This window comes from Pseudocoprococcus catus (genome assembly GCF_019734885.1).
GTDB classification, from domain to species: Bacteria; Bacillota; Clostridia; order Lachnospirales; family Lachnospiraceae; genus Coprococcus_A; species Coprococcus_A catus.
Map to the genome: position 1 here is coordinate 88,226 of NZ_JAAXCM010000039.1, position 22,063 is coordinate 110,288.

Annotated in this window: 18 protein-coding genes, 2 riboswitches and 1 other annotated feature; of the genes, 17 read left to right on the forward strand and 1 reads right to left on the reverse strand. The window is 43.0% G+C overall.

Annotated features, from left to right (window positions below):
• Nucleotides 1-123 precede the first annotated feature (123 nt).
• The 12 genes from HED67_RS11555 to HED67_RS11610 all read left to right on the forward strand — a co-directional run bounded on the left by HED67_RS11555 (nt 124) and on the right by HED67_RS11610 (nt 13,594).
• Nucleotides 124-642: a shikimate kinase gene (locus tag HED67_RS11555; protein ID WP_221718386.1), complete on the forward strand. Its 519-nt coding sequence runs from the start codon at nt 124-126 to the stop codon at nt 640-642.
• Nucleotides 632-3,265 carry a YfhO family protein gene (locus tag HED67_RS11560; protein WP_221718387.1) on the forward strand — a complete coding sequence of 878 codons (2,634 nt, stop codon included), beginning with the start codon at nt 632-634 and terminating at the stop codon, nt 3,263-3,265. The genes HED67_RS11555 and HED67_RS11560 overlap by 11 nt, the downstream gene beginning before the upstream one ends.
• 229 nt (nt 3,266-3,494) lie before the next feature.
• Nucleotides 3,495-4,814: a UDP-N-acetylglucosamine 1-carboxyvinyltransferase gene (locus tag HED67_RS11565; RefSeq protein ID WP_178441808.1), complete on the forward strand. Its 1,320-nt coding sequence runs from the start codon at nt 3,495-3,497 to the stop codon at nt 4,812-4,814.
• A gap of 163 nt (nt 4,815-4,977) precedes the next feature.
• Nucleotides 4,978-5,075, forward strand: a riboswitch (SAM riboswitch).
• A 114-nt stretch (nt 5,076-5,189) separates the two neighbouring features.
• The gene (gene metK, locus HED67_RS11570; protein ID WP_178441807.1) at nt 5,190-6,377 is read left to right on the forward strand and encodes a methionine adenosyltransferase; all 1,188 of its coding nucleotides are present in this window, start codon (nt 5,190-5,192) and stop codon (nt 6,375-6,377) included.
• Between the two features lie 287 nt (nt 6,378-6,664).
• The gene (locus HED67_RS11575; RefSeq protein WP_221718388.1) at nt 6,665-8,152 is read left to right on the forward strand and encodes a sensor histidine kinase; all 1,488 of its coding nucleotides are present in this window, start codon (nt 6,665-6,667) and stop codon (nt 8,150-8,152) included.
• Complete coding sequence (locus tag HED67_RS11580) at nt 8,145-8,834, forward strand: response regulator transcription factor (RefSeq protein ID WP_015513575.1); 690 nt, start codon at nt 8,145-8,147, stop codon at nt 8,832-8,834. The genes HED67_RS11575 and HED67_RS11580 overlap by 8 nt, the downstream gene beginning before the upstream one ends.
• A gap of 414 nt (nt 8,835-9,248) precedes the next feature.
• A complete protein-coding gene (locus HED67_RS11585; protein WP_221718389.1) occupies nt 9,249-9,755 on the forward strand; it encodes an RNA polymerase sigma factor in 507 nt (168 codons plus the stop codon).
• Nucleotides 9,748-11,145 (forward strand): DUF4825 domain-containing protein, encoded by a 1,398-nt coding sequence (locus HED67_RS11590; RefSeq protein ID WP_221718390.1) that lies wholly within the window; start codon nt 9,748-9,750, stop codon nt 11,143-11,145. Before HED67_RS11585 ends, HED67_RS11590 begins: the two co-directional genes overlap by 8 nt.
• 293 nt (nt 11,146-11,438) lie before the next feature.
• Nucleotides 11,439-12,005, forward strand: coding sequence for an NAD(P)H-dependent oxidoreductase (locus HED67_RS11595; RefSeq protein ID WP_246612205.1), 567 nt, complete (start codon nt 11,439-11,441; stop codon nt 12,003-12,005).
• Between the two features lie 21 nt (nt 12,006-12,026).
• Complete coding sequence (locus HED67_RS11600) at nt 12,027-12,731, forward strand: RluA family pseudouridine synthase (RefSeq protein WP_221718392.1); 705 nt, start codon at nt 12,027-12,029, stop codon at nt 12,729-12,731.
• A 35-nt stretch (nt 12,732-12,766) separates the two neighbouring features.
• A complete protein-coding gene (locus tag HED67_RS11605; RefSeq protein ID WP_221718393.1) occupies nt 12,767-13,360 on the forward strand; it encodes a GNAT family N-acetyltransferase in 594 nt (197 codons plus the stop codon).
• A gap of 96 nt (nt 13,361-13,456) precedes the next feature.
• A complete protein-coding gene (locus HED67_RS11610) occupies nt 13,457-13,594 on the forward strand; it encodes a hypothetical protein (protein ID WP_221718394.1) in 138 nt (45 codons plus the stop codon).
• 244 nt (nt 13,595-13,838) lie between these two features.
• Here HED67_RS11610 and HED67_RS11615 read toward each other — a convergent pair whose 3' ends face one another.
• Nucleotides 13,839-15,038, reverse strand: a complete 1,200-nt coding sequence (locus tag HED67_RS11615; protein WP_221718395.1) for a cation:proton antiporter — start codon at nt 15,036-15,038, stop codon at nt 13,839-13,841.
• Between the two features lie 103 nt (nt 15,039-15,141).
• Nucleotides 15,142-15,219, reverse strand: a riboswitch (Fluoride riboswitch).
• Between the two features lie 53 nt (nt 15,220-15,272).
• On the opposite strand from HED67_RS11615, the gene HED67_RS11620 reads away from it, so the two are divergent.
• The 5 genes from HED67_RS11620 (at nt 15,273) to HED67_RS11640 (ending at nt 21,422) form a co-directional block, all read left to right on the forward strand.
• Complete coding sequence (locus HED67_RS11620) at nt 15,273-15,623, forward strand: gamma-glutamyl-gamma-aminobutyrate hydrolase family protein (protein ID WP_246612206.1); 351 nt, start codon at nt 15,273-15,275, stop codon at nt 15,621-15,623.
• Nucleotides 15,624-15,807: 184 nt separating this feature from the next.
• Nucleotides 15,808-16,040 (forward strand) — a binding site (T-box leader).
• 107 nt (nt 16,041-16,147) lie between these two features.
• Nucleotides 16,148-17,581, forward strand: coding sequence for a proline--tRNA ligase (gene proS, locus HED67_RS11625; RefSeq protein WP_221718396.1), 1,434 nt, complete (start codon nt 16,148-16,150; stop codon nt 17,579-17,581).
• Between the two features lie 325 nt (nt 17,582-17,906).
• A complete protein-coding gene (locus HED67_RS11630; RefSeq protein WP_178441121.1) occupies nt 17,907-18,623 on the forward strand; it encodes an IMP cyclohydrolase in 717 nt (238 codons plus the stop codon).
• Nucleotides 18,624-18,638: 15 nt separating this feature from the next.
• Nucleotides 18,639-19,814, forward strand: a complete 1,176-nt coding sequence (locus HED67_RS11635) for a phosphoribosylaminoimidazolecarboxamide formyltransferase (RefSeq protein ID WP_221718397.1) — start codon at nt 18,639-18,641, stop codon at nt 19,812-19,814.
• 348 nt (nt 19,815-20,162) lie between these two features.
• Nucleotides 20,163-21,422, forward strand: a complete 1,260-nt coding sequence (locus HED67_RS11640; RefSeq protein WP_215631485.1) for a Uma2 family endonuclease — start codon at nt 20,163-20,165, stop codon at nt 21,420-21,422.
• Nucleotides 21,423-22,063 lie beyond the last annotated feature (641 nt).

The window sequence follows — 22,063 nt, forward strand, 5'->3', positions numbered from 1 at the left end:
TTGTGTTTATAAAACAGTTGAGATTTTCTGTGACCGGTGCTAGAATGATGGTTGTTGCAACAGGCATTGTGCAGGACTGCAAATGCGTTTGACCTGAATTTTAAAACTGGGAGAATGATTAAAATGAAAAATATTATTTTTATAGGTATGCCGGGAGCTGGAAAGAGTACGATTGGCGTTGTTATTGCCAAAATTTTCGGATATGATTTTGTGGATTCGGATCTGCTGATCCAGAATCAGGAAGGGGATATCCTGGAGCATTTAATCGACAAATATGGTATTGACGGATTCCTGAAGATTGAAAATCAGGTGAACAGAGATATTGATGTAAAGAAGACAGTTATTTCAACAGGCGGCAGTGTCTGCTATTGTGATGAAGCATTAAGACACATGTCTGAGTGTGGTGTGATTGTTTATATTAAGACAGATTATGAATCTCTTCATCAACGTTTAGGAGATCTTCATCAGAGAGGAGTTGTTATTCGGAATGGCTCTACTCTTTGGGATTTATATAATGAAAGAACACCACTTTATGAAAAGTATGCGGATGTCATTGCGGATGTCAGCGGCTGCAGAATTGAAGAGGCCATAGACAAAATAAAAAAAGAATTGAAAGCTTGTGACAAATTATATGAAGAATAAAATATCAAAAAAGAGACATAACAGCTATAGCGGACAAAGAAGAAAGAGAAGTTTTAAAGAATGGACACAGCAGCCGCATTTTTACGGAGCACTGGCAATGCTCCTGCCTTTGACAGCTATACTAATTGCTTATATTGCCATGGGGGTATTCCCTTTTGGCGATCAGGCGACGATGATCATTGATTCGTATCATCAGTATGTGCCATTTTTCTCTGAGTTTCATAATAAGATCTGGCATGGAGAGAGCTTTCTGTATTCATGGCACGGAAGTCTTGGCTTTAATTTTATTGCGGTGCAGGCTTATTATCTGGCCAGTCCGCTGAACTTTTTGATTGCAATTTTTCCGGCATCCATGATGATCGAGGCATTTGAGACACTGATTATATTGAAGATTTGTCTGTCCGGGTGGACTGCTTATCGTTATCTGCGCAGGCGGACAGGAAGAAATGACTATTCTACGGTTGTTTTTGCTGCCTTCTATGCTCTGGGTGGTTTCAGTATTGCTTATAACTGGAATGTGATGTGGCTGGACAGCATTGTGCTGTTCCCGCTTATTCTGATGGGTATGGAAAGACTGATTAATGATAAGAACGGACTGCTTTATGCAGTGACCATGGGCCTGGCTATTTTTTGCAATTATTATATGGCCATTATGATCTGTATTTTTGTTGTCCTGTATTTTTTTGTCATCTGGTTTTCAAGAAAGAGAGAAGGCGTCGGACAGTTCTTTAAGAGCGGCTTTCATTTTGCAGTGTGTTCTGTGCTGGCCGGTGGTCTGGCGGGAATTTATCTCTTCCCGACGTATTATACATTGATCAACAGTTCTCAGGGTTCAGCACCTACAAGTTTCAAGCTGTATCGGAATTTTCTGGAAATCTTTCGACAGCAGTTTGCGCTGGTGGAACCGACAGAATTGACGGGTGCACCGAATATTTACTGCGGCGTACTGCTTGTGATGCTGGTAGTATTTTATGCGGTTTCCAAAAACATTTCCCTTCGTGAAAAGATCGGGCGTCTGCTGGTGACAGGATTTGTTCTGGTCAGCCTGAATATCAATGTTCTGGATTATGTATGGCATGGCTTCCATTTTCCGAATAATCTGCCGGGAAGATTTTCCTTTATCTACATCTTTATGGTCGTTGTCATGGCTTATGATGCATGGCAGTCTCTGAGATTGATGAATATGAAGGCCTTTCTTGGTATTTTTGCTGCGGAGGCTGTTTTATTCGGGGTATGCCTCTGGTATCCGAAGGACCGTTTGCCCCTGTACAGCATGATTGTTACGGGAATTCTGATGGCCCTTTATATGATTCTTCTTGTGGCTTACCGCAGACATTCATTTCTGATGATCAAAGGCTATAAAGTTTTGCCTCAGATGCTGTGTCTGCTGATACTCACTATTGAAGTGGCGGGCAATGCAGTTTTCGGTCTCTGCATGAATGGGACAGTCAATAGAACCAGTTATACAGAAGACAGGCAGGAAGTATCAGCTATCCGCAATCATTATGAAGCCAAAGATACGTTTTATCGTATGGAGTTGGCGCAGATCAGAGGAAGGGATGATGTCACATGGCATCATCTGAACGGCATGTCCTTTTTCTCATCCACGGCGGATGACCGTGAGGAAAGGCTGATGGGAGCACTGGGATTTTATAACAGCGGCAATAAATACAGCTACAAAGGGGCAACACCTCTGACGGATGCATTGCTTGGCATTCGATATATTATCAGTAATGAAGAAATGTGGGCTTCCAATCTGTCATTATGTGAACAGACCATGAATAAATATGTGTATGAGAACCAGCAGAATCTGGCCCTGGGTTATATGGTGAATCCGACACTGGAGCAATGGAAGATTGTAGAGGGCGATCCGTTTGTAACTCAGAATGATTTTGTGAGACTGGCCACAGATACACAGGAGGCGTTGTTTACACCGATGACAGTCAGTGAGCCGGAAGTGACAGGGGGAATGCTGACCAGTACCGGTGAAGATAAGTATTTTTATGAGAGAACAGCCGATAATGGCACGTTGACATGGCAGCTGACATTTACAGAACAGCAGGATGTGTATATCTATTTTGAAGCCAGTCATTGTGAGAAACTCAAAGTGACCATTGACGGGGAGACGGAGACTTATTCTGATAAACGGGGACATATTGTTCATCTTGGACAGTGTGATGCCGGCAAGGTTGTGACACTGGATTTTCCGATGGACAATGAATATGATACCGGAAATGTAAAGCTCCAGATGTACGCATTTAATAACAATGTTTTTGAGTCTGCTTATACACAGCTTGCGGATGCGCAGCTTCAGGTGACAGATTATGACAGTACACATGTGACAGGCAGTATTCAGGCCAGTCAGGATGGACTGATGCTTCTGTCTGTTCCGTATGATGAAGGATGGAGCGTTTATGTGGACGGCGTAAAGACGGAGATTTCGCCTGTTGGAGAGGCTTTGACGGGATGCTGGCTGACTGCCGGAACCCATGAGATTACGATGCGTTATGTACCACAGGGATTTGTGGAAGGCGCCGTGCTCAGCACTGTTTCGCTACTGATACTTGTATTGGGAATTGCTGTAAAATCGGGTATATTCCGCAAACATCATAGGAAAATGTAACAAATCCTTAACAAATTTTTATAAAAAGGTAAAAAGCGATTTACAAACAGAGAGTTTGTGATATAATCATTTTGAGACAGAATCGGTAATGGGAAATTTTGTCGAATTTTATGAATTTTTGAGGCTGCAGATGGTTTTTGGAATCGTCCGCTGCAGTGATATTGTGATATTGATTCAGTTATTTTATGAGATAAATTCAGAACAAGTCAGTTTAAATTTGAGGTGCAGTATGGAACAGTATTTAATAAAGGGCGGCAATCCGCTGGTTGGAGAAGTAGAGATTAGCGGTGCGAAGAATTCGGCACTGGGTATTCTTGCGGCAGCTATTATGTGCGATGAAACAGTTACAATCAGAAATTTGCCGGATGTGAATGACATTAATGTTTTTTTGAATGCAGTCATATCCATTGGTGCAGAAGTACATTATCCGAATCCGAAGGATCGTCATACAGTAAAAATTAACGGTAGCGGTATCCGTACCCATGAAGTGGACAATGATTATATCAGAAAGATCAGAGCGTCCTATTATCTCATCGGTGCCCTTCTGGGCAAGTACAGAGAAGCAGGTGTGGCACTGCCGGGCGGATGCAATATCGGCAGCAGACCGATCGACCAGCATCAGAAGGGCTTTAAGGCACTTGGAGCGAAGGTATGGATCGACAGAGGGATGATTTTTACATCTGCAGATGAATTAAACGGCAAGCATATTTACCTTGATGTTGTCAGTGTTGGTGCAACTATCAATATTATGCTGGCAGCCTCCAGAGCCAAGGGAATGACCATTATTGAGAATGCAGCGAAGGAGCCGCATGTTGTTGACGTGGCACAGTTCCTGAATCAGATGGGAGCCAATATCAAAGGTGCCGGTACAGACATGATCAAGATTATCGGTGTAGATCATTTTAAGGCAGCAGATCATGAGATCATTCCGGATCAGATTGAGGCCGGTACATTTATGTGTGCAGCTGTTGCGACAAAGGGTGATGTGACCATCAAACATGTCATTCCGAAGCATCTGGAATCTATTTCAGCGAAGCTGATCGAGATGGGTGCTGAGATTGAAGAACTGGATGATGCAGTACGTGTTGTAGCAACAAGGCGTCTCAGTCCTACAACAGTGAAGACAATGCCTTATCCGGGATTCCCGACAGATATGCAGTCACAGATTGCGGTATGCCTGTCACTGGCAGATGGTACAAGCCTTGTTACAGAGAAGATTTTTGAGAACAGATTCAAATACACAGACGAATTAACCAAGATGGGTGCCAACATCAAAGTGGAAGGCAATACAGCTTTTATTACAGGTGTTGAGAAGTATACAGGTGCAGTTGTAGTGGCATCTGACCTTCGTGCCGGTGCAGCACTTGTTATTGCCGGTCTTGCAGCAGATGGCTGTACATGTGTGGAGCAGATACAGTATATCCAGCGAGGCTATGAAGACTTTGAAGAGAAGATCAGAAGCCTGGGCGGTGTCATTGAACGTGTGGATGTTGATGATCGCGTGGACAGAGATCGCATGATGCGCAAGATGAGTCTTGCTGCTTATTAATTCAGAATAATATTTACCTCATTGCTGATGAAGGTCGGCAATGAGGTATTTTTTCTGTATAGGGCCCGGTGGCTACAAATCAACACAATTGTAGCCTGTGGACTATTGACTTTATGTATGTTTTCATGTATGCTATGTAAGCAATCAACAAAATTTATATTTTCTCTTATTCAGAGCAATGGAGACCAAGGATCTGTGATATTGCGGCAACCCCCGTGTGGGAAGGTGCCAACCTGAGCGAGTAACATCGAACAATAAGAGGATTTGATCGTATCAGGTCCGCTTTGAGCGGATTTTTTTTTGCGTAAGTGTTTTATTTTTATACGATTAAATTAAATACAATAAGAGAAATACCAATTTGATAAGGAGGACATAATGGAAAAGTTATTATTCACATCTGAATCTGTAACAGAAGGCCATCCGGACAAGATTTGTGATCAGATTTCTGATGCTATTCTTGATGCAATGCTGGAACAGGATCCAATGAGCCGTGTAGCTTGCGAAACATGTACAACAACAGGTCTTGTTATGGTTATGGGTGAGATCACATCGAATGCAAAGGTCGATATCCAGAATATCGTCAGAGATACAGTCAGAGAAATCGGTTATACAAGAGGTAAATATGGTTTCGATGCAGATACATGTGCAGTAATGGTAGCGCTTGACAAGCAGTCTGCAGATATTGCTATGGGTGTTGATAAAGCCCTTGAAGCCAAAGAACATACAATGTCTGAAGAGGAAATTGCGGCTATCGGTGCCGGTGACCAGGGTATGATGTTCGGTTTTGCAACAAATGAAACTGAAGAATATATGCCATATCCAATTGCTCTGGCACATAAGCTTGCACGTCAGCTGACAAAGGTTCGTAAGGATGGTACACTGTCTTATCTGAGACCGGACGGCAAAACACAGGTAACCGTTGAATATGATGACAACGGCAAGGCAGTTCGTCTGGATGCTGTTGTTCTTTCTACACAGCATGATCCTGATATTACACAGGAACAGATCCATGAGGATATCAGGAAGTATGTCTTTGATGTGATTCTTCCGGCAGAGATGGTGGATGAGAATACAAAGTTCTTCATCAATCCTACAGGTCGTTTCGTTATCGGCGGACCTCACGGCGACAGTGGTCTGACAGGCCGTAAGATCATCGTAGATACATACGGCGGTTATGCACGTCACGGCGGCGGTGCTTTCTCCGGTAAGGACTGCACAAAGGTTGACCGTTCCGCTGCTTATGCTGCACGTTACGTTGCCAAGAATCTTGTTGCTGCCGGTATCGCTGACAAGTGCGAGATTCAGTTATCTTATGCCATTGGTGTAGCAAATCCTACATCTATCATGGTGGATACTTTCGGTACAGGCAAGTTATCCAACAGCCGTATCGTAGAGATCATCAGAGATAATTTTGATCTTCGTCCTGCAGGTATCATCCGTATGCTTGATCTGAGAAGACCAATTTACAAACAGACAGCCGCTTATGGTCATTTTGGCCGCAACGATTTGGATCTGCCTTGGGAGAAACTGGACAAGGTTGATACATTAAAGTCTTATCTTTAATTTTAAATAAGATTTGAAATTCACATAACGATAATAGACGCAGACAGTTCTCAGTGTTGGGAACAGGTCTGCGTTTATTTTTTATCTCTTTTTCATAAAAAATTTTATTATCTTTTACAATTCCTATTCTTTCTTATGATATAATGAGCGTTAGAGAGCGAGAGCAAGCAATGCATGTTCATCGCGAACGGCGAATGGCGATCATGATAGCTGCATACGCAGCGTCAAGCACCAAAGGTGCGAATCATGATATAATGAAGTGAAAGTTTAAAATCGGTGGTGGTTTTTTGAAATTATTAACCAGAATTAAAATATCTTATGTAATTGCGTTTATCTGCCCGGTAGTTCTGATTCTGGCTACTGTGTTTGGCGTGATGAAGATGGGACTGAATTCCATGGAGCAGAAGTATGATTTGGATCAGTCCAGTTATGAGATGATTCTGAATCCGATGAGTATGCTGGGGCATATGACGGCATCAACGGTGGAAGAGTTAGAACAGGTGATGAAGGATGATCCGGATAAGCTTCTGGATCAGGCTTATCTTGAGAAGCTGAATGAGAGACTTTCCAATCATTCTTCTTATCTTCTGGTGAAAAAGGACTGGCAGAATATTTATTCCGGTCTGCCCGCGGAGGGCAATTATAAGGACGATTTCAATTATTCTCCGAAGGATGGCAAAGATGAGAGTATTTATATTGTGGATGAGCAGCCGTACCATATACAGCAGATGAATTTTGCATTTTCGGATGGAACAGCCGGTCAGGCACTCATTTATACAAATGTGGCACAGATTATCCCTCAGATGAAGAAACTGGTGGCACAGATTATTATTACGTCACTGCTTATTTTGTTTGCAGGAAGCTTTATCGCCATGTTCTGGTTATATCAGAGTATTGTGAGACCGCTGAATAAGCTGAAGACAGCGGCGGAGAATATCAAGGACGGCAATCTGAATTTCAGTGTGGCGGCTGAGACAGACGATGAGATCGGCGAGGTTTGTGTCGCTTTTGAGGAGATGCGTTTGAAGCTGAAGGGTCAGATTGAACGCAATATTCAGTATGAGAAGGAGAGCAAGGAGCTTATCAGCAATATTTCCCATGACTTGAAGACACCGATGACGGCCATCAAGGGTTACATAGAGGGTATCATGGATGGTGTTGCGGATACCGAAGAGAAACGGGATCGTTATATCCGCACGATTTATAACAAAGTCAACGATATGAACAGTCTGATTGAAGAATTGTTTCTTTATGCCAAACTGGACAGCAATTCCGTCACCTATTCCTTTGCAAAGGTGAATGTGGATGCATATTTCCAGGACTGTGTAGAGGAGATCAGCCTCGATCTGGAGTCCCAGGGTGTTGATTTTGGCTATTTTAACTATGCGGACAGGGATACCGTGATTATTGCGGATCCGGAACAGTTAAAGCGTGTGGTGAACAACATTATCGGCAATTCTGTGAAGTATGCATCGCCGGATCGTAAACTGATGATTAGCCTGCGTATTATGGAAGAAGCAGAATTCGTCAAGATAGAAATCGAAGACAACGGCAAGGGCATTGCGCGAAACGAAGTGCCGCTGATATTTGACAGATGTTATCGTACGGATGCATCCAGGAACTCTTCCAAGGGCGGAAGTGGTCTGGGGTTGTCCATTGCCAAGAAAATTATTGAGGAGCATGGCGGTAAGATCTGGGCAGTCAGCACAGAGGGTGTCGGGACAACGATGTGTTTTGTTTTAAGAAAGTATAAGGAGAATAATGTATATGAGTAAGATTTTGATTGTAGAAGATGAAGTGGCCATTGCAGAGCTTGAGAAGGATTATCTGGAGCTCAGTGGTTTTGATGTGGTGATGCAGCATACCGGTGATGCCGGACTTAAAGCGGCTTTGAATGAAGATTTCAATCTGATCATTCTGGATTTGATGCTTCCGAATGTGGATGGTTTTGAGATTTGCAAGAAGGTCCGTGAGAAGAAGAACACACCGATCATCATGGTATCTGCCAAGAAGGAAGACATTGACAAAATCCGTGGTCTGGGTCTTGGTGCCGATGACTATATGACAAAGCCATTCAGTCCAAGTGAGCTGGTAGCTCGAGTGAAAGCCCATCTTGCCAGGTATGAACGTCTGGTGGGCAGCGGCGTGAAAGCCAATGAGATTATCGAAATTCGTGGTATCAAGATTGATAAGACCGCCCGCCGTGTTTATGTCAACGGTGAGGAGAAAGCCTTTACCACCAAGGAGTTTGACCTTCTGACTTTCCTTGCTGAGAATCCGAACCATGTATTTACAAAGGAAGAATTGTTTAATAAAATCTGGGATATGGAATCTATTGGGGATATTGCAACAGTAACGGTGCATATCAAGAAGATTCGTGAGAAGATTGAGTTTAATACATCGAAGCCGCAGTATATCGAGACAATTTGGGGCGTGGGATACCGCTTTAAGGTTTAAAATGGGGATAGAGTGCGGCTCTAAAGGGTTATGATAAAAGGAATCGAAGGGGCCATTCGACACAGGCACACTCGCGTTGCCTAATGCTGGCAGCAGTACATAAGATGCTAAAAAACAGCATCTAAGTACTGGCCGCATTAGAAGCACCTGTGTTGAATGGCCCCTTCGATTCCTTTTTTGGCAAATTTTTGAGCCGCACTTTTATTGCAGTTGAAGATGGCTGTAAAGCGGGTATCCTTTTGGATAGGAGGAAGAAGGAGTTCGGAAGGTATCGAGGAAATCCCGTTGGTAGTGTAAAATGGTTGCAGAACAAAAAGCGTGAAATTGCTTTAAACAATTAATATAAATAGTGTAACGAATGGTGTTTTAGGGACATTAATAGATGAAAATAACAGTTAGGAAAGGAGGCGGGCCGTGAAGGTTACGGATGAGGTTTACAGGGAGTATTCCCAGATGGTATATAAGTATCTGTTTTCGTTGACCGGGGATGCGCATGTGGCGGAGGAAGTGACTCAGGAGACTTTTTATCAAGCGGTCCGCTGTGCCGGTCGTTTTGACGGAAGCTGCCGTTTCTCTACCTGGCTTTGTGCTATTGCGAAGAATCAACTGAACAGTTATAGACGAAAGCATGCTGTGCCATTCGGTGATACTGAGAAACCGGAGACGTTGGCGAAAACAGGAGCAGGAAAAACGGATGTGACGCCGGAGAAAACAGTGCTTTCAGAGTATGGCCGTGTTGAAATTTTAAGGAAATTGCATCAGTTAGATGCAACGGTCAGAGAAGTTATGTATCTTAGAATTTTTGGTGATTTATCTTTTGCACAGATTGGAGAAATCACCGGACGGACAGAAAACTGGGCCCGGGTAACTTACTATCGCGGTAAGGAAAAACTAAGAAAGGAGCTGGATGAGAATGAGTGATAAATTGAGATGTGAAATTGTGCAGGACCTTTTGCCGAGTTATGTGGATGGGCTGACCAGTGATGAAACAAATGAAGCCATCAAAGACCATCTGGCGGACTGTGTTTCATGCAGGGATATGTATGAGCGAATGAAAGCGGATGAGATGTCGGCTGAGGAGAATTCAGAGGTGATGGAAAAAGAAAAAAAAGAAATTAATTTTCTGAAAAGAATTAAACAGAAGCATCGGTTGAATCTGATGCTGGTGGTAGTGATTCTGACAGTCTTTTTTGCAGCGGTTTATTATCATCAGACTTATCAGAAGGGGGAAGAAATGTCGGCGGATGAAATAGATTATTCTCTGCAGTGGAACAGCAATGACAGTCAGCTGAATATTCTGGGTAATTTTAAGAATGCTAATCGCGGATATACAAGGTTGGTTGGTGAAGAGGACGAGGATGGTATTACCCATTTGAAAATTTATTCATCACCGGTGGGAAGCAGGCATCCGAACCAGTTTGTTGCAGGCTATTCCAAGGTGAATGCAGCTGACCAGGTATGGCTTGGGGATAGAATTATCTGGGATCAGGGAGAGAATATCAGCAAAATGACATCGGATTTGTATCAGGCGAAAACGCCGTATGTGGGGGATGCACAGGCTGTTGGTAATCTGTCAAATATATTGGGCATTGGAAGTCAGTTTGGCAGTTATAATATGTCTCTGGAGACGGCGGGGCAGCCTTATGATTGCCGTTACATTATTAAATATCCGATGAAAGGCGAGAAGAAAGAGAAGGCTCTGGAGCAGATGAAGAAAGATGCCTGTGTGATGTTGGCACTAGTAGATAACCTGGATTCGGTTTCCTGGGAATATATGATGACAGCGGAGGATAATAATGGTGTGGAAACATTGAAGATGACAGCAGAGGAAGCATCTGCTTATGTAGGGAAGGATATCAAAACATGTGGTGAGTCACCAAAAGCCCTGCAGGAAATGCTGACGCAGCTGGATTTTATCACAGATGAGGGATTCTATGTTGTTTCGGGAACCGAGCGGGATGAAAATTACAATTTCAGGATTGTCATTTATTATTCACAGCAGGTGAATCTGACAGATATAGAGTGCAGATTCGGCATTACATCCAGTTATGAAATGCATACATTTACAACCGGATGGGGAGGAGAGGATACTCCGGATAAGACGGTCATCACAATGAGTCCGGACCGGTTTAACAGGACACTGACAGATGAAGAAGTTTCAAAACTGACACTCAGTGTTTCTGTAAGGGATACTTCCGGCGAATGGCATGAGGTGTGCGAGGCATTACCGCTTCATGCGAAGTACGGGGATTTGCTGAAGTATACTCTGGAAGAAAATGGTGAAGATGGGTACAGTATTGTAAAAAAATAATCGTAGTTATTTAATAGTGCATACCAATCGAATAAACAAAAGCCTCAGAGGCCAACTTATAGTTATTGTTGGTCTCTGAGACTTTTGAAATTCCAAAAATATATAATCAACGCAGATTTATTGTGCTTTGACGATAGTCAGCAGCATTTTGAAAGCATGAGGAACGCCGCAAGGCAGGATGATGGCGTGCAGTGTACCTGCATGATTAGGCTGTGTCTTCTTGCAAGATGACTTTAAAATAGGTGCTGATTCTGTTATGATAGAAGATAGAAAGTGGAATGGAGGGAATAAGGATGGAGAATATTTTATTTGTGAATGCCTGTGTACGTCCTGAATCCAGAACGATGCAGCTGGCTGAATATATATTGGATCGACTCTGTGGTCAGGTGGCGGAAGTAAACCTTGAACAAGAACAGATCCAGCCGTTGAACAGAGAAAGACTAGAAGAGAGAGATGCTGTTCTGGCAGCCGGACAGGATGATGCAGAGATCCTTAGGTATGCCAATCAGTTTAAGAATGCGGATACAATTGTCATAGCGGCACCGTACTGGGATTTGTCTTTCCCGGCTATAGTGAAGAATTATCTGGAATCCGTTACTGTCTGCGGTGTTACATTCAAGTATTCACCGGATGGTATTCCAATTGGACTGTGCAAAGCAAAGAGATTGATTTATGTGATGACTGCCGGCGGCCCTGTGTTCAGCCCGGATTATGGTTTTGATTACGTGAAAGCATTGGCTCAGAATTTCTATGGCATTCAGGATGTGAAATGCTTTAAGGCAGAAAATCTGGACATTATCGGTGCAGATGTACAGAAAATATTGAATGAGACACAAAAAGAAATAGACATGGGACTATAAAAGACAGAAAAGGGTAGATCAATGGCAGAAGTAAAGATTTTATATGAGGATAAAGACATTATTGTGGTTGTGAAGCCTGCCGGGATGGCTTCACAGGAGGAGCGCTCGGCGGATATGGATATGGTGAGCTGGCTGAAGAATTATTTTGTACGGGAGAAGAAGGTCAAAGGTATGCCGTATATCGGTGTGATTCATCGTCTGGACAAGCCTGTGGGCGGTGTCATGGTTTATGCCAAAACGCAGCAGGCGGCAGGAAAGCTCAGTGAACAGGTGCGAGGCAATAAGATGACCAAGGAATATCTGGCGGTATTGACCGGAACCCTTCCGAAGAAAGAAGGACGGTTGGAAGATATGCTCATCAGCAACGGCAAGACCAACAGGACAGAGGTGGTGGCTGACAAAACTTCCGGAGCCAAGAAGGCAGCGCTTGAATATAAGGTCAAACGGACAAAATTTGACCAGGGGCAGCAGTATTCACTGGTGAATGTTCATCTGATCACAGGACGCCGACATCAGATTCGCGTACAGATGGCTCATGCCGGTGCCGGACTGTGGGGGGACACCCGCTACAATCCTGTTTTTGCGGATAAAAAGGGCTGGTTTGACCTGGCACTGTTTGCCTGGCATCTGGAATTTGACCATCCGATGACAAAGAAGCATTTGATATTTAAAGAACAGGCAGGACCACAGATTACAGCCCATTTTAAAGCGGAAGAATGTAAATAATATTACAGCAATACATAATGGAGTGACTTAGAGAAATGAACAGTACAGTGACGATAAGACTGGCAGTCCCAAAGGATGCTGTTAATATTTTAAAAATTTATGCACCTTATGTGGAAAATACGGCGATTTCATTTGAGTATGAAGTGCCGTCGGAAGCGGAATTCAGGGGAAGAATCGAAAGTACTCTCAAACGATATCCGTATATTGTAGCCGAACAGGAAGGTCGTATCATTGGTTATGCCTATGTATCGATTTTCCATGAGAGAAAGGCCTATGACTGGGCCGTTGAAACATCTATTTATGTGGATAAAGACTGCAAACGCAGCGGCTGCGGCAAGCTTTTATATCAGGGCCTTGAGAAAATTTTGAAGAAACAGCATATCAGCAATCTGTATGCCTGCATTGCCTACACAGAGCATGAGGATGAACATCTGACCAACGACAGCATGCATTTCCATGAGCATCTGGGTTACGAATTGGTAGGCACATTTAAGAAGTGCGGCTATAAGTTTAATAGATGGTATGACATGATCTGGATGGAGAAGATGATTGGGGAGCATCCGGCGGAGCCGGAGGCATTTATTCCATTTTCGGAGATGGATGTTAAGGAAATATCTGAACTTATTTGATAAAAATAATACTTTTAGATACTATTTTATACTTTGATACGTGATGGTATTGATGGGAACGGAAGACAATGGGATAATGTAATCAGAGGTGATATCATGTTTAAAATTAATCCATATAGGCCGGGTGAAGGTTTGCTTCCGACTTATCTGGCAGGAAGAGATGAAGATATTTATAGAAGATTATTGATGTCAGTATTGGACAGTTTCCACATCCAGAGCACAGCTCATCAATAAAGGCATCATTTATTCAGGGAAATACAAAGAACTTGATTTTACTGTTCCTGAGTTTGACGGTTTTATAAAGAGATTGGAAGAATATCAGGAATGGCGGTTGGCGGAGGCGTTATAAAAATAGCTGGTAACTCTGAAAAAATAGAATTGCGCAACCTTACAGTATTTTTGAATAACCCTATAAATTAATAATATGCGGATATGCATTGTTAATTTATAGGGCTTTATGAACTATGGTTGCGCAATTTTATTTTTCTTTTTCTAAGAATTTTTTATACGTCATATCCATTCCCAGTGCCCCAAGTGGTGCTGTAATAATAATAGCCATGACTGCAACGGACAGCACGATTTTGCCGCATGGCAGTCCGGCAGCAAGGGGAACGGAGCCAATGGCGGCCCGAACAGTGGCCTTCGGCAGATAGGCAATAACGCAGAAAGCGCGTTCTTTGGCGGTAAGCGTGGTTTTAAATGTACAGAGCAATACACCAACCGTTCTGAATAAAAGGGCAACGAAAATCATCAGAACAGCAGACAGACCGGCTTCCAGCGTGTAGCGGATATCTACGGCAGCACCTACCAGAACAAAGAGGATGACTTCGGCTGCCAGCCAGAGTTTGCCGAATTTCTCGGACAATCGGTTGGATACGAAAGTTGTACTTTTGGCTTTCAGAACGCAGGCCATGCTGACAACAGCCAGCAGACCGGAAACGGCGATTTTGCCCTCAAGCCATCCTTCAATGGCAATGAGCAGAAAAGAAAAACCAAGGACGATGATGACTTTCATGCTGTTTCGCACATAATGTCTGCGGGCGTAAGCAGTTTCAAAAAGCAGGTAGAGACTATATCCAACAACGGCACCCAGAAGAACGCCGAGAATAATAGAAACCGGGATATTTAAAAAGGCGGTCAGGCTGGCACTTCCGCCCTGAGCCATACTCAGGAAAGTTGTAAAAAGAACAATAACAAAAATATCATCACAGGAGGCACCGGCCATGATCATTTGAGGAATGGCTTTTTGGGTGCCGTATTTTTCGTCCATTAACTGAACCATACGGGGAATGACAACTGCCGGTGAGACAGCGCCGAGAACAGCCCCCATGACGGCGGCCTCTATGTGACTTAGGCCAAGAATCACAGGGGCAAACAGAATGTAACCGATGATTTCACAGGAAGCCGGAACGAAAGAAAGCATAACAGCCGGTCGGCCGACTTTCTTTAAATCGGCAATATTCAGGGACAATCCTGCCTTTAACAGGATGATAACAAGGGCCATTTTGCGCAGATCAGCGGATATGGACAGAATGGACGGGGCTAAAAAGTCCAGAACATAAGGCCCGAGAACGATACCTGTTGCCAGCATACCGAGAATACGCGGCAGTTTCAGACGGCTGCAGATGGCACCCATAGCCAGGCCCACCAGAAAAATAAGTGATAAAGAAGTAAGCATAATCAATCCTCCATGTATAGGGTAAGTAGTGGCATGAATGAAGATCACAAAGTGTGTCGGCATCATTGTTCACACAAAAAAAGCTGACAACTTCTGCGATTCATTCATCGTAGAAGTCATCAGCTATGATATCTATAGCAGTTTAGGTTGTCCAGGGGAGAACTTCATTCCCTGAGTGTTACTATATCATGATTTCCAGAGAAGTGCAAGGATATATCAAAAGGAAGCTACTGGATGCTGCCGGGATACATGAAAATGTTGGAGGCAGAAGATGCGATTCCTATGATGCTGCCTCTTACAGCAAAAGAGAAGGAACTCGATTATTTTCTTGAAATATGCGGCGGATTTCTGATGACTGGCGGGCAAGATGTGTCTCCATCTGTTTATCATGCAAAAAAGGAAGCATGGTGTGGTTCGTGTTGTGAACTTCGAGATGAGATGGAGCAATATATCTTAAAAGGAGCGGTCGATAGGGATAAATCTGTTTTGGGTATATGTCGAGGTATTCAGTTTACGAGCTTGTCGTGGGCATTCAATGGCATCCGGAATTTTCTTATGAGACAGATGAAAACAGCAGAAAGATAATCAATGCTTTTGTCGACGCTATTTGATTAATTCAGGTCTGTGATACACTTCATTCATGTGCATTGGGAGCTGGCAGAAACGGAAAACAAGTAAGATTATTTTAAAGAAGACATTATAAGGCAAAAAATCTTGACAAAGGCCATCTCCTGTCATAAAATGATTTTTGTGAAAACATATTTATGCATGAATGACAGTGAAGAGGATCAGTAGTCTGCGTCAGTGGCCCAGAGAGGATACCAGCGGTGTGAGGTGTCTCCATATGTACAGATGAACCTGCCTTGGAGTTCTGTATGAAAGTACAGCGCGCGTCCGGCGTTATGGACAATTGAGCGGAAGTTTTCGTGGAATCGGGGCAGATATGAACTGATGGAAGACTTCAAATAGGGTGGTACCGCCGAATGAATTTTGGTCCCTGTTCAGCTGATGGCTGGCAGTGGAGAGAATAGACAAGGGGAAGTGCTTTCTGCTGCAGCAGAGCGTACTTCCCCTATTTATTTATTATAGTAGAAACAGGAGAATGTAAAATGGCAAAGGAAAAGAAACAGGTTCGTGAGATCACATCCATGAGCGAAGATTTTGCACAGTGGTATACAGACGTTGTTGTCAAAGCAGGTCTGATCGGTTATACAAGTGTTAAAGGCTGTATGGCTTTAAAGCCTGCAGGTTATGCAATCTGGGAGAATATTCAGCATGAGCTGGACAAACGTTTCAAGGAAACAGGTGTTGAGAATGTCTACATGCCGCTGTTTATCCCTGAAAGTTTGCTCCAGAAAGAGAAAGATCATGTAGAAGGTTTTGCACCGGAAGTTGCATGGGTGACGCATGGCGGTCTGAATGAACTTCAGGAAAGAATGTGTGTCCGCCCGACATCCGAGACATTATTCTGCGATTTCTATGCCAAAGAAATCCAGTCCTATCGTGATCTGCCAAAGATGTACAATCAGTGGTGTTCCGTTGTAAGATGGGAAAAAGAGACACGTCCGTTCCTGCGTTCCAGAGAATTCCTGTGGCAGGAGGGCCATACCGCCCATGCTACAGCAGAAGAATCCAAGGAGAGAACAGAGCAGATGCTGAATCTGTATGCAGATTTCTGTGAGCAGGTACTTGCGATGCCTGTTATCAGAGGCCAGAAGACAGAGAAGGAGAAATTTGCCGGTGCAGAAGCAACCTATACAATCGAAGCACTAATGCATGACGGTAAGGCCCTTCAGTCTGGTACAAGCCATAACTTCGGTGATGGTTTTGCAAGAGCCTTCGGCATTCAGTACACAGATAAAGAGAATAAACTGCAGTATGTCCATCAGACATCCTGGGGTATGACAACCCGTCTGATCGGTGCTATTATCATGGTTCACGGTGACGACAATGGTCTTGTTCTGCCTCCAATGATCGCTCCGACACAGGTGATTGTTATTCCAATTGCCCAGCACAAGGAAGGTGTCCTTGAGAAAGCAGAAGAACTGAAGAACAGACTCAGCGGTTTCAGAGTGAAACTGGATGCAACAGACAACAAACCTGGCTGGAAATTTGCAGAGGCAGAGATGCGCGGTATCCCTGTTCGTGTTGAAATCGGACCAAAGGATATCGAAGCGAATCAGGCTGTTCTTGCGCGCCGTGATACAGGTGAAAAGATTGTTGTCAGCCTGGATGAACTTGAAACAAAGGTGGATGAACTGCTGAAACAGATTCAGTCCGATATGTTTGAAAAGGCACGTGCACACAGAGATGCACACACTTATGTAGCCACAAACTATGATGAATTCAAGGATATTATTGCCAATAAACCTGGATTTGTGAAAGCGATGTGGTGCGGTGATCGTGCCTGCGAAGACAAGATCAAAGAAGAAACAACAGCAACATCCAGATGTATGCCATTTGCACAGGAACATTTATCCGATGTATGCGTATGCTGCGGACGTCCGGCTAAGAAGATGGTTTACTGGGGCAAAGCATACTAAAATGGATTGTGTATCCTGTAGCGTCAGACGCTGATTTTTTGACAGAATTGGTGCAGAATGAATATATATTAGGAATACTAATATAACGGATGCTGAAATAATAATGCTGTCAAAAAACTATGGCTGTTGTCAAATAAGATAACAAGTGTTAAAATGGGGTTGTCATATAGAAATTGCACATAAGCAGGACTATATTGACAATCCTTTTTTATAAGCATAGATTATGCAAATACCGAAGTTGTTGTTATAATCTTTGCAGATAATAATAAGAAAAACTGTTAGCGGCGGATTTTCCGCATATACACATGACATAGGAGGAATATTCATGAAAATGGTAGCAATCAGTCAGGAACTGTCATCTACATCTTATCCGGGCAGAGGTATTATCATTGGTCGTTCTGCCGATGGAAGCAAAGCGGTTACAGCTTATTTTATTATGGGAAGAAGCGTCAACAGCCGAAATCGTGTTTTTGTAGAAGATGGTGAAGGTATTCGTACAGAAGCTTTTGATCCTTCCAAACTTGAAGACCCAAGCCTGATTATTTATGCACCGGTCAGAGTGCTTGGCAACAAGACCATTGTGACAAATGGTGACCAGACAGATACCATTTATGAAGGTATGGATCGCCAGCTTACATTCGAGCAGTCTCTCAGAAACCGTGAATTTGAGCCGGATGCACCGAATTACACACCTCGTATTTCTGGTATCCTGCATGTGGAGAATGCAAAATTCAACTATGCCATGTCTATTTTAAAAAGCAACAACGGCAATCCGGATTCATGCAACCGCTATACATTTGCATACAATAACGTGCCTGCTGGTGAAGGCCACTTTATTCATACTTATATGGGTGATGGCAATCCATTGCCAAGTTTTGAGGGCGAGCCGACATGGGTGAAAGTTGATACTAACGACATTGATGCCTGGACAAAAGAAATCTGGGAAAACCTCAACGAGGACAATAAGGTTTCTCTTTTTGTTCGTTTTATTGATATTGCAACTGGCAAATATGAATCAAGAATCATCAACAAGAATCACTAATCGGAGGTAGATCAGATGAAAGAATTAGAATTAAAATATGGCTGTAATCCGAATCAGAAACCATCCCGCATTTTTATGAATGAGGGGGAGCTTCCGATTACTGTTTTAAACGGACGTCCGGGATATATCAACTTTCTGGATGCTTTCAATGGCTGGCAGCTGGTCAGTGAATTAAAGAGAGCAACAGGACTTCCGGCGGCAACTTCTTTTAAACATGTTTCCCCTGCTGGTGCAGCTGTTGGTCTGCCGTTAACTGACGTTGAGAGAAAGATTTACTGGGTCGATGATATGAGTGAACTGACACCTTTGGCCAATGCTTATGCCCGTGCCCGCGGTGCTGACAGAATGTCATCTTTCGGTGATTTCATTTCCCTGTCGGATGTGTGCGATGTGGCAACTGCCAAATTAATCAAGCGTGAAGTTTCAGACGGTGTCATTGCACCTGGCTATGAACCTGAGGCACTTGAGATGTTGAAGGCCAAGAAAAAAGGCAATTACAATGTCATCCAGATTGACCCGTCCTATCGTCCGGCACCTGTGGAACACAAGGAAGTATTCGGCATTACATTTGAACAGGGCAGAAATGCACTGGTTATTGACAAAGAGATGCTGAACAATATCGTTACTGAAAGCAAAGAACTGCCGGAATCAGCCAAGATTGATCTGGTGATCGCGCTTATTACATTGAAATATACACAGTCTAATTCTGTATGCTATGCGAAGGGCGGACAGGCCATCGGTATCGGAGCCGGACAGCAGAGCCGTATCCATTGTACCCGTCTGGCAGGTCAGAAGGCAGATAACTGGTTCCTGCGTCAGAATCCAAAGGTATTGAACCTGCCGTTTAAAGAAAAAATCGGACGTGCCGACAGAGACAACGCCATTGATCTTTATATCGGTGATGAATACATGGATCTTCTGGCAGATGGTGAATGGGAGAGAACATTTACGGAAAAGCCGGAAGTATTTACCCGTGAAGAAAAGAGAGCATGGCTTGACAAACTTCAGGATGTAGCTCTTGGTTCAGATGCTTTCTTCCCGTTTGGAGATAATATTGAGAGAGCACATAAGAGCGGCGTGAAATATGTGGCTCAGCCGGGGGGCTCTGTCAGAGATGATCAGGTCATTGAAACCTGCAATAAATATGGTATGACCATGTGCTTTACAGGCATCAGACTTTTCCATCACTAATTAAAATACAGAAAATCATAGGATCATAGGTAGAAATTGAAAGAGACTGCTGTCAAAACAAAATGCAATTGTTTTGACGGTGGTCTTTTTTGGCATGGTATTTAAATTTAAAAACAGAAGAAGCAAAGAAACGGAAAAAGTTTAAAAAATTTTTTAGGGTAAAATGTCGGTAGATTTTGTGATAAAAGCATATTTGAATGTGTTGGATGTCGATGAAGTTGTAGCTAGGGCGAAATTTGTCAACGGATGATATTTTACCGTGAAAAGCGGGCATGCTATACTCTTTTTAACGCATGTTGTAGATATTATTTGAACCTTGGGGGTAAACGGGGAAAGAGGGAGGTATTTATGTTAAATCGTAACTTAAACGAAGAATTTGAGATATTTAAACGGAATGCGGCGGATAAGAGCATTAGCTGTGAGATTGTGGCAGGACATGTGGTACAGTCCGTGATGACGGGAGAAGACGGACATAAATTATGTTTCCTGCTGGGAACAATACTGGAAGATTATCTGATGATAAGAAAGAAACCGGATCAGGTATTATTTGGACCTGTTGATTTTAGATTAAATGAAAGCAATATTTTTCAGCCGGATCTGGCAGTGGTGGAACAGAGCGAAGTTTACCGAAATGGTGTGATCCGTGCTTCGGGCGCAGAGCAAATTCCAAAGTTTATTGTGGAAGTACTGTCAGACGGCAATGAAATCTATGATTGTCTGGATAAGGCGGTTATGTATGGCAAAAGCGGTGTCAAAGAATATTGGCTGATTGATTTGAAAGAGGAATTTATTTACACATATTCCTATAGAAATGGTTTTGATTATAGAAGATATTCTTTTGAGCAGAATATACGCAGTCGATGTTATCCGGGATTTGAATGCTGTATTTCGGATATTTTGTGGGAAGATGGCGGCAGTCTCAGGGAACTGGCATTGTTTTACCGCTTTAAGAAAGAAGTTTATCCTGAATCAGCGGTACAGCTGGTAGCCGAACAAAGCAGTACATATGGAAACCAATCCTCTGCCGAACAGCAGTATTCGGCAGATGCTTTTTATGAGTGGCTCAGCACCAGGAAGAATGTGCAGCAATACACATCAATGGTAGAGCTGCTGATGGGGAATATCAGGGAGACAGTGATGCCGGCTTATCGCTATCAGAATATCCGCGGTAATATTTATTTTACAGTGAAAACATATTTGAAAATGAAGGGGCTGCCCTATCAGATGTGTTTTGCACCGATTGCAGTAGAATTGAAAAAGCTGGACATGCTGGATTCAGTGGTATCTCCGGATTTGTTTCTTATAGGAAGTGAAGAAATGATCTATGATCATATATATCGCGGCGTACCGGAGTGGATCATAGAGATAGTGACGCCAGCAACAGCGTCCCAGGATTATATTGATAAAGCACAACTGTATCAGTATCATGGTGTGAGAGAATATTGGATTGTCAACGACTGGAAAAGACAGGTAATGGTGGTCGGGTATCTCGATGAGAAAAACGAGGAAGGTGAGAATGTGGAGACAACGGTGTATCGGTTTGACGAGAAGATAATAGTGCATTCATTGCCGGGATTAGAGATGATTATGGATGAAGTACTTGAATAGCAGGTGGGGGAGTATTCCCCTGTCCGTTATTCAATCAGAAATTAAAAACGACAATAAGAACAATATAGACACAACAATATATAATGTGCGTTAATATGGACGAAAAAACGCTTATACCTGCGATAGAAAGAAATTAAATAAATTTATTAAAATATCAAAAAAACTGTTGACAATTTAAATCTGGGATGATATTATATACAAGCTGTCAGCGAGAACAACGCGAAACAGTACAAAATCAGTCAGATCAAAAAGAAATTTGAAAATAAATGAAAAAAGTTGTTGACAAACTTCTTCTGATTTGATAAAATAGACAAGATGCTTCAAACGAGTGGCAACGAACTTTGATAATTGAACAACAAAACAATCCCGAAAATTTCCACGTTGATGATTTTTGACGCACGCGAGAGCGGGCGAAGCAGATGACAGACGGATGCCTGTGCTTGCACAGAGGCAGACGGGGTGGCAGATGCGAACAGACGCCGTTAGGCGTATGGCAGAAATTGACGTGACTGACAAAAACGAAGCTTTTGGAAGAAACGCATCAACGTATGAGAAAATTTCAAATAAGAACACAAACCAAAGTAAAACGGGAAGAGATAACAGCTAGCTGTGAATCTTAACCAAAATCAAACATGAGAGTT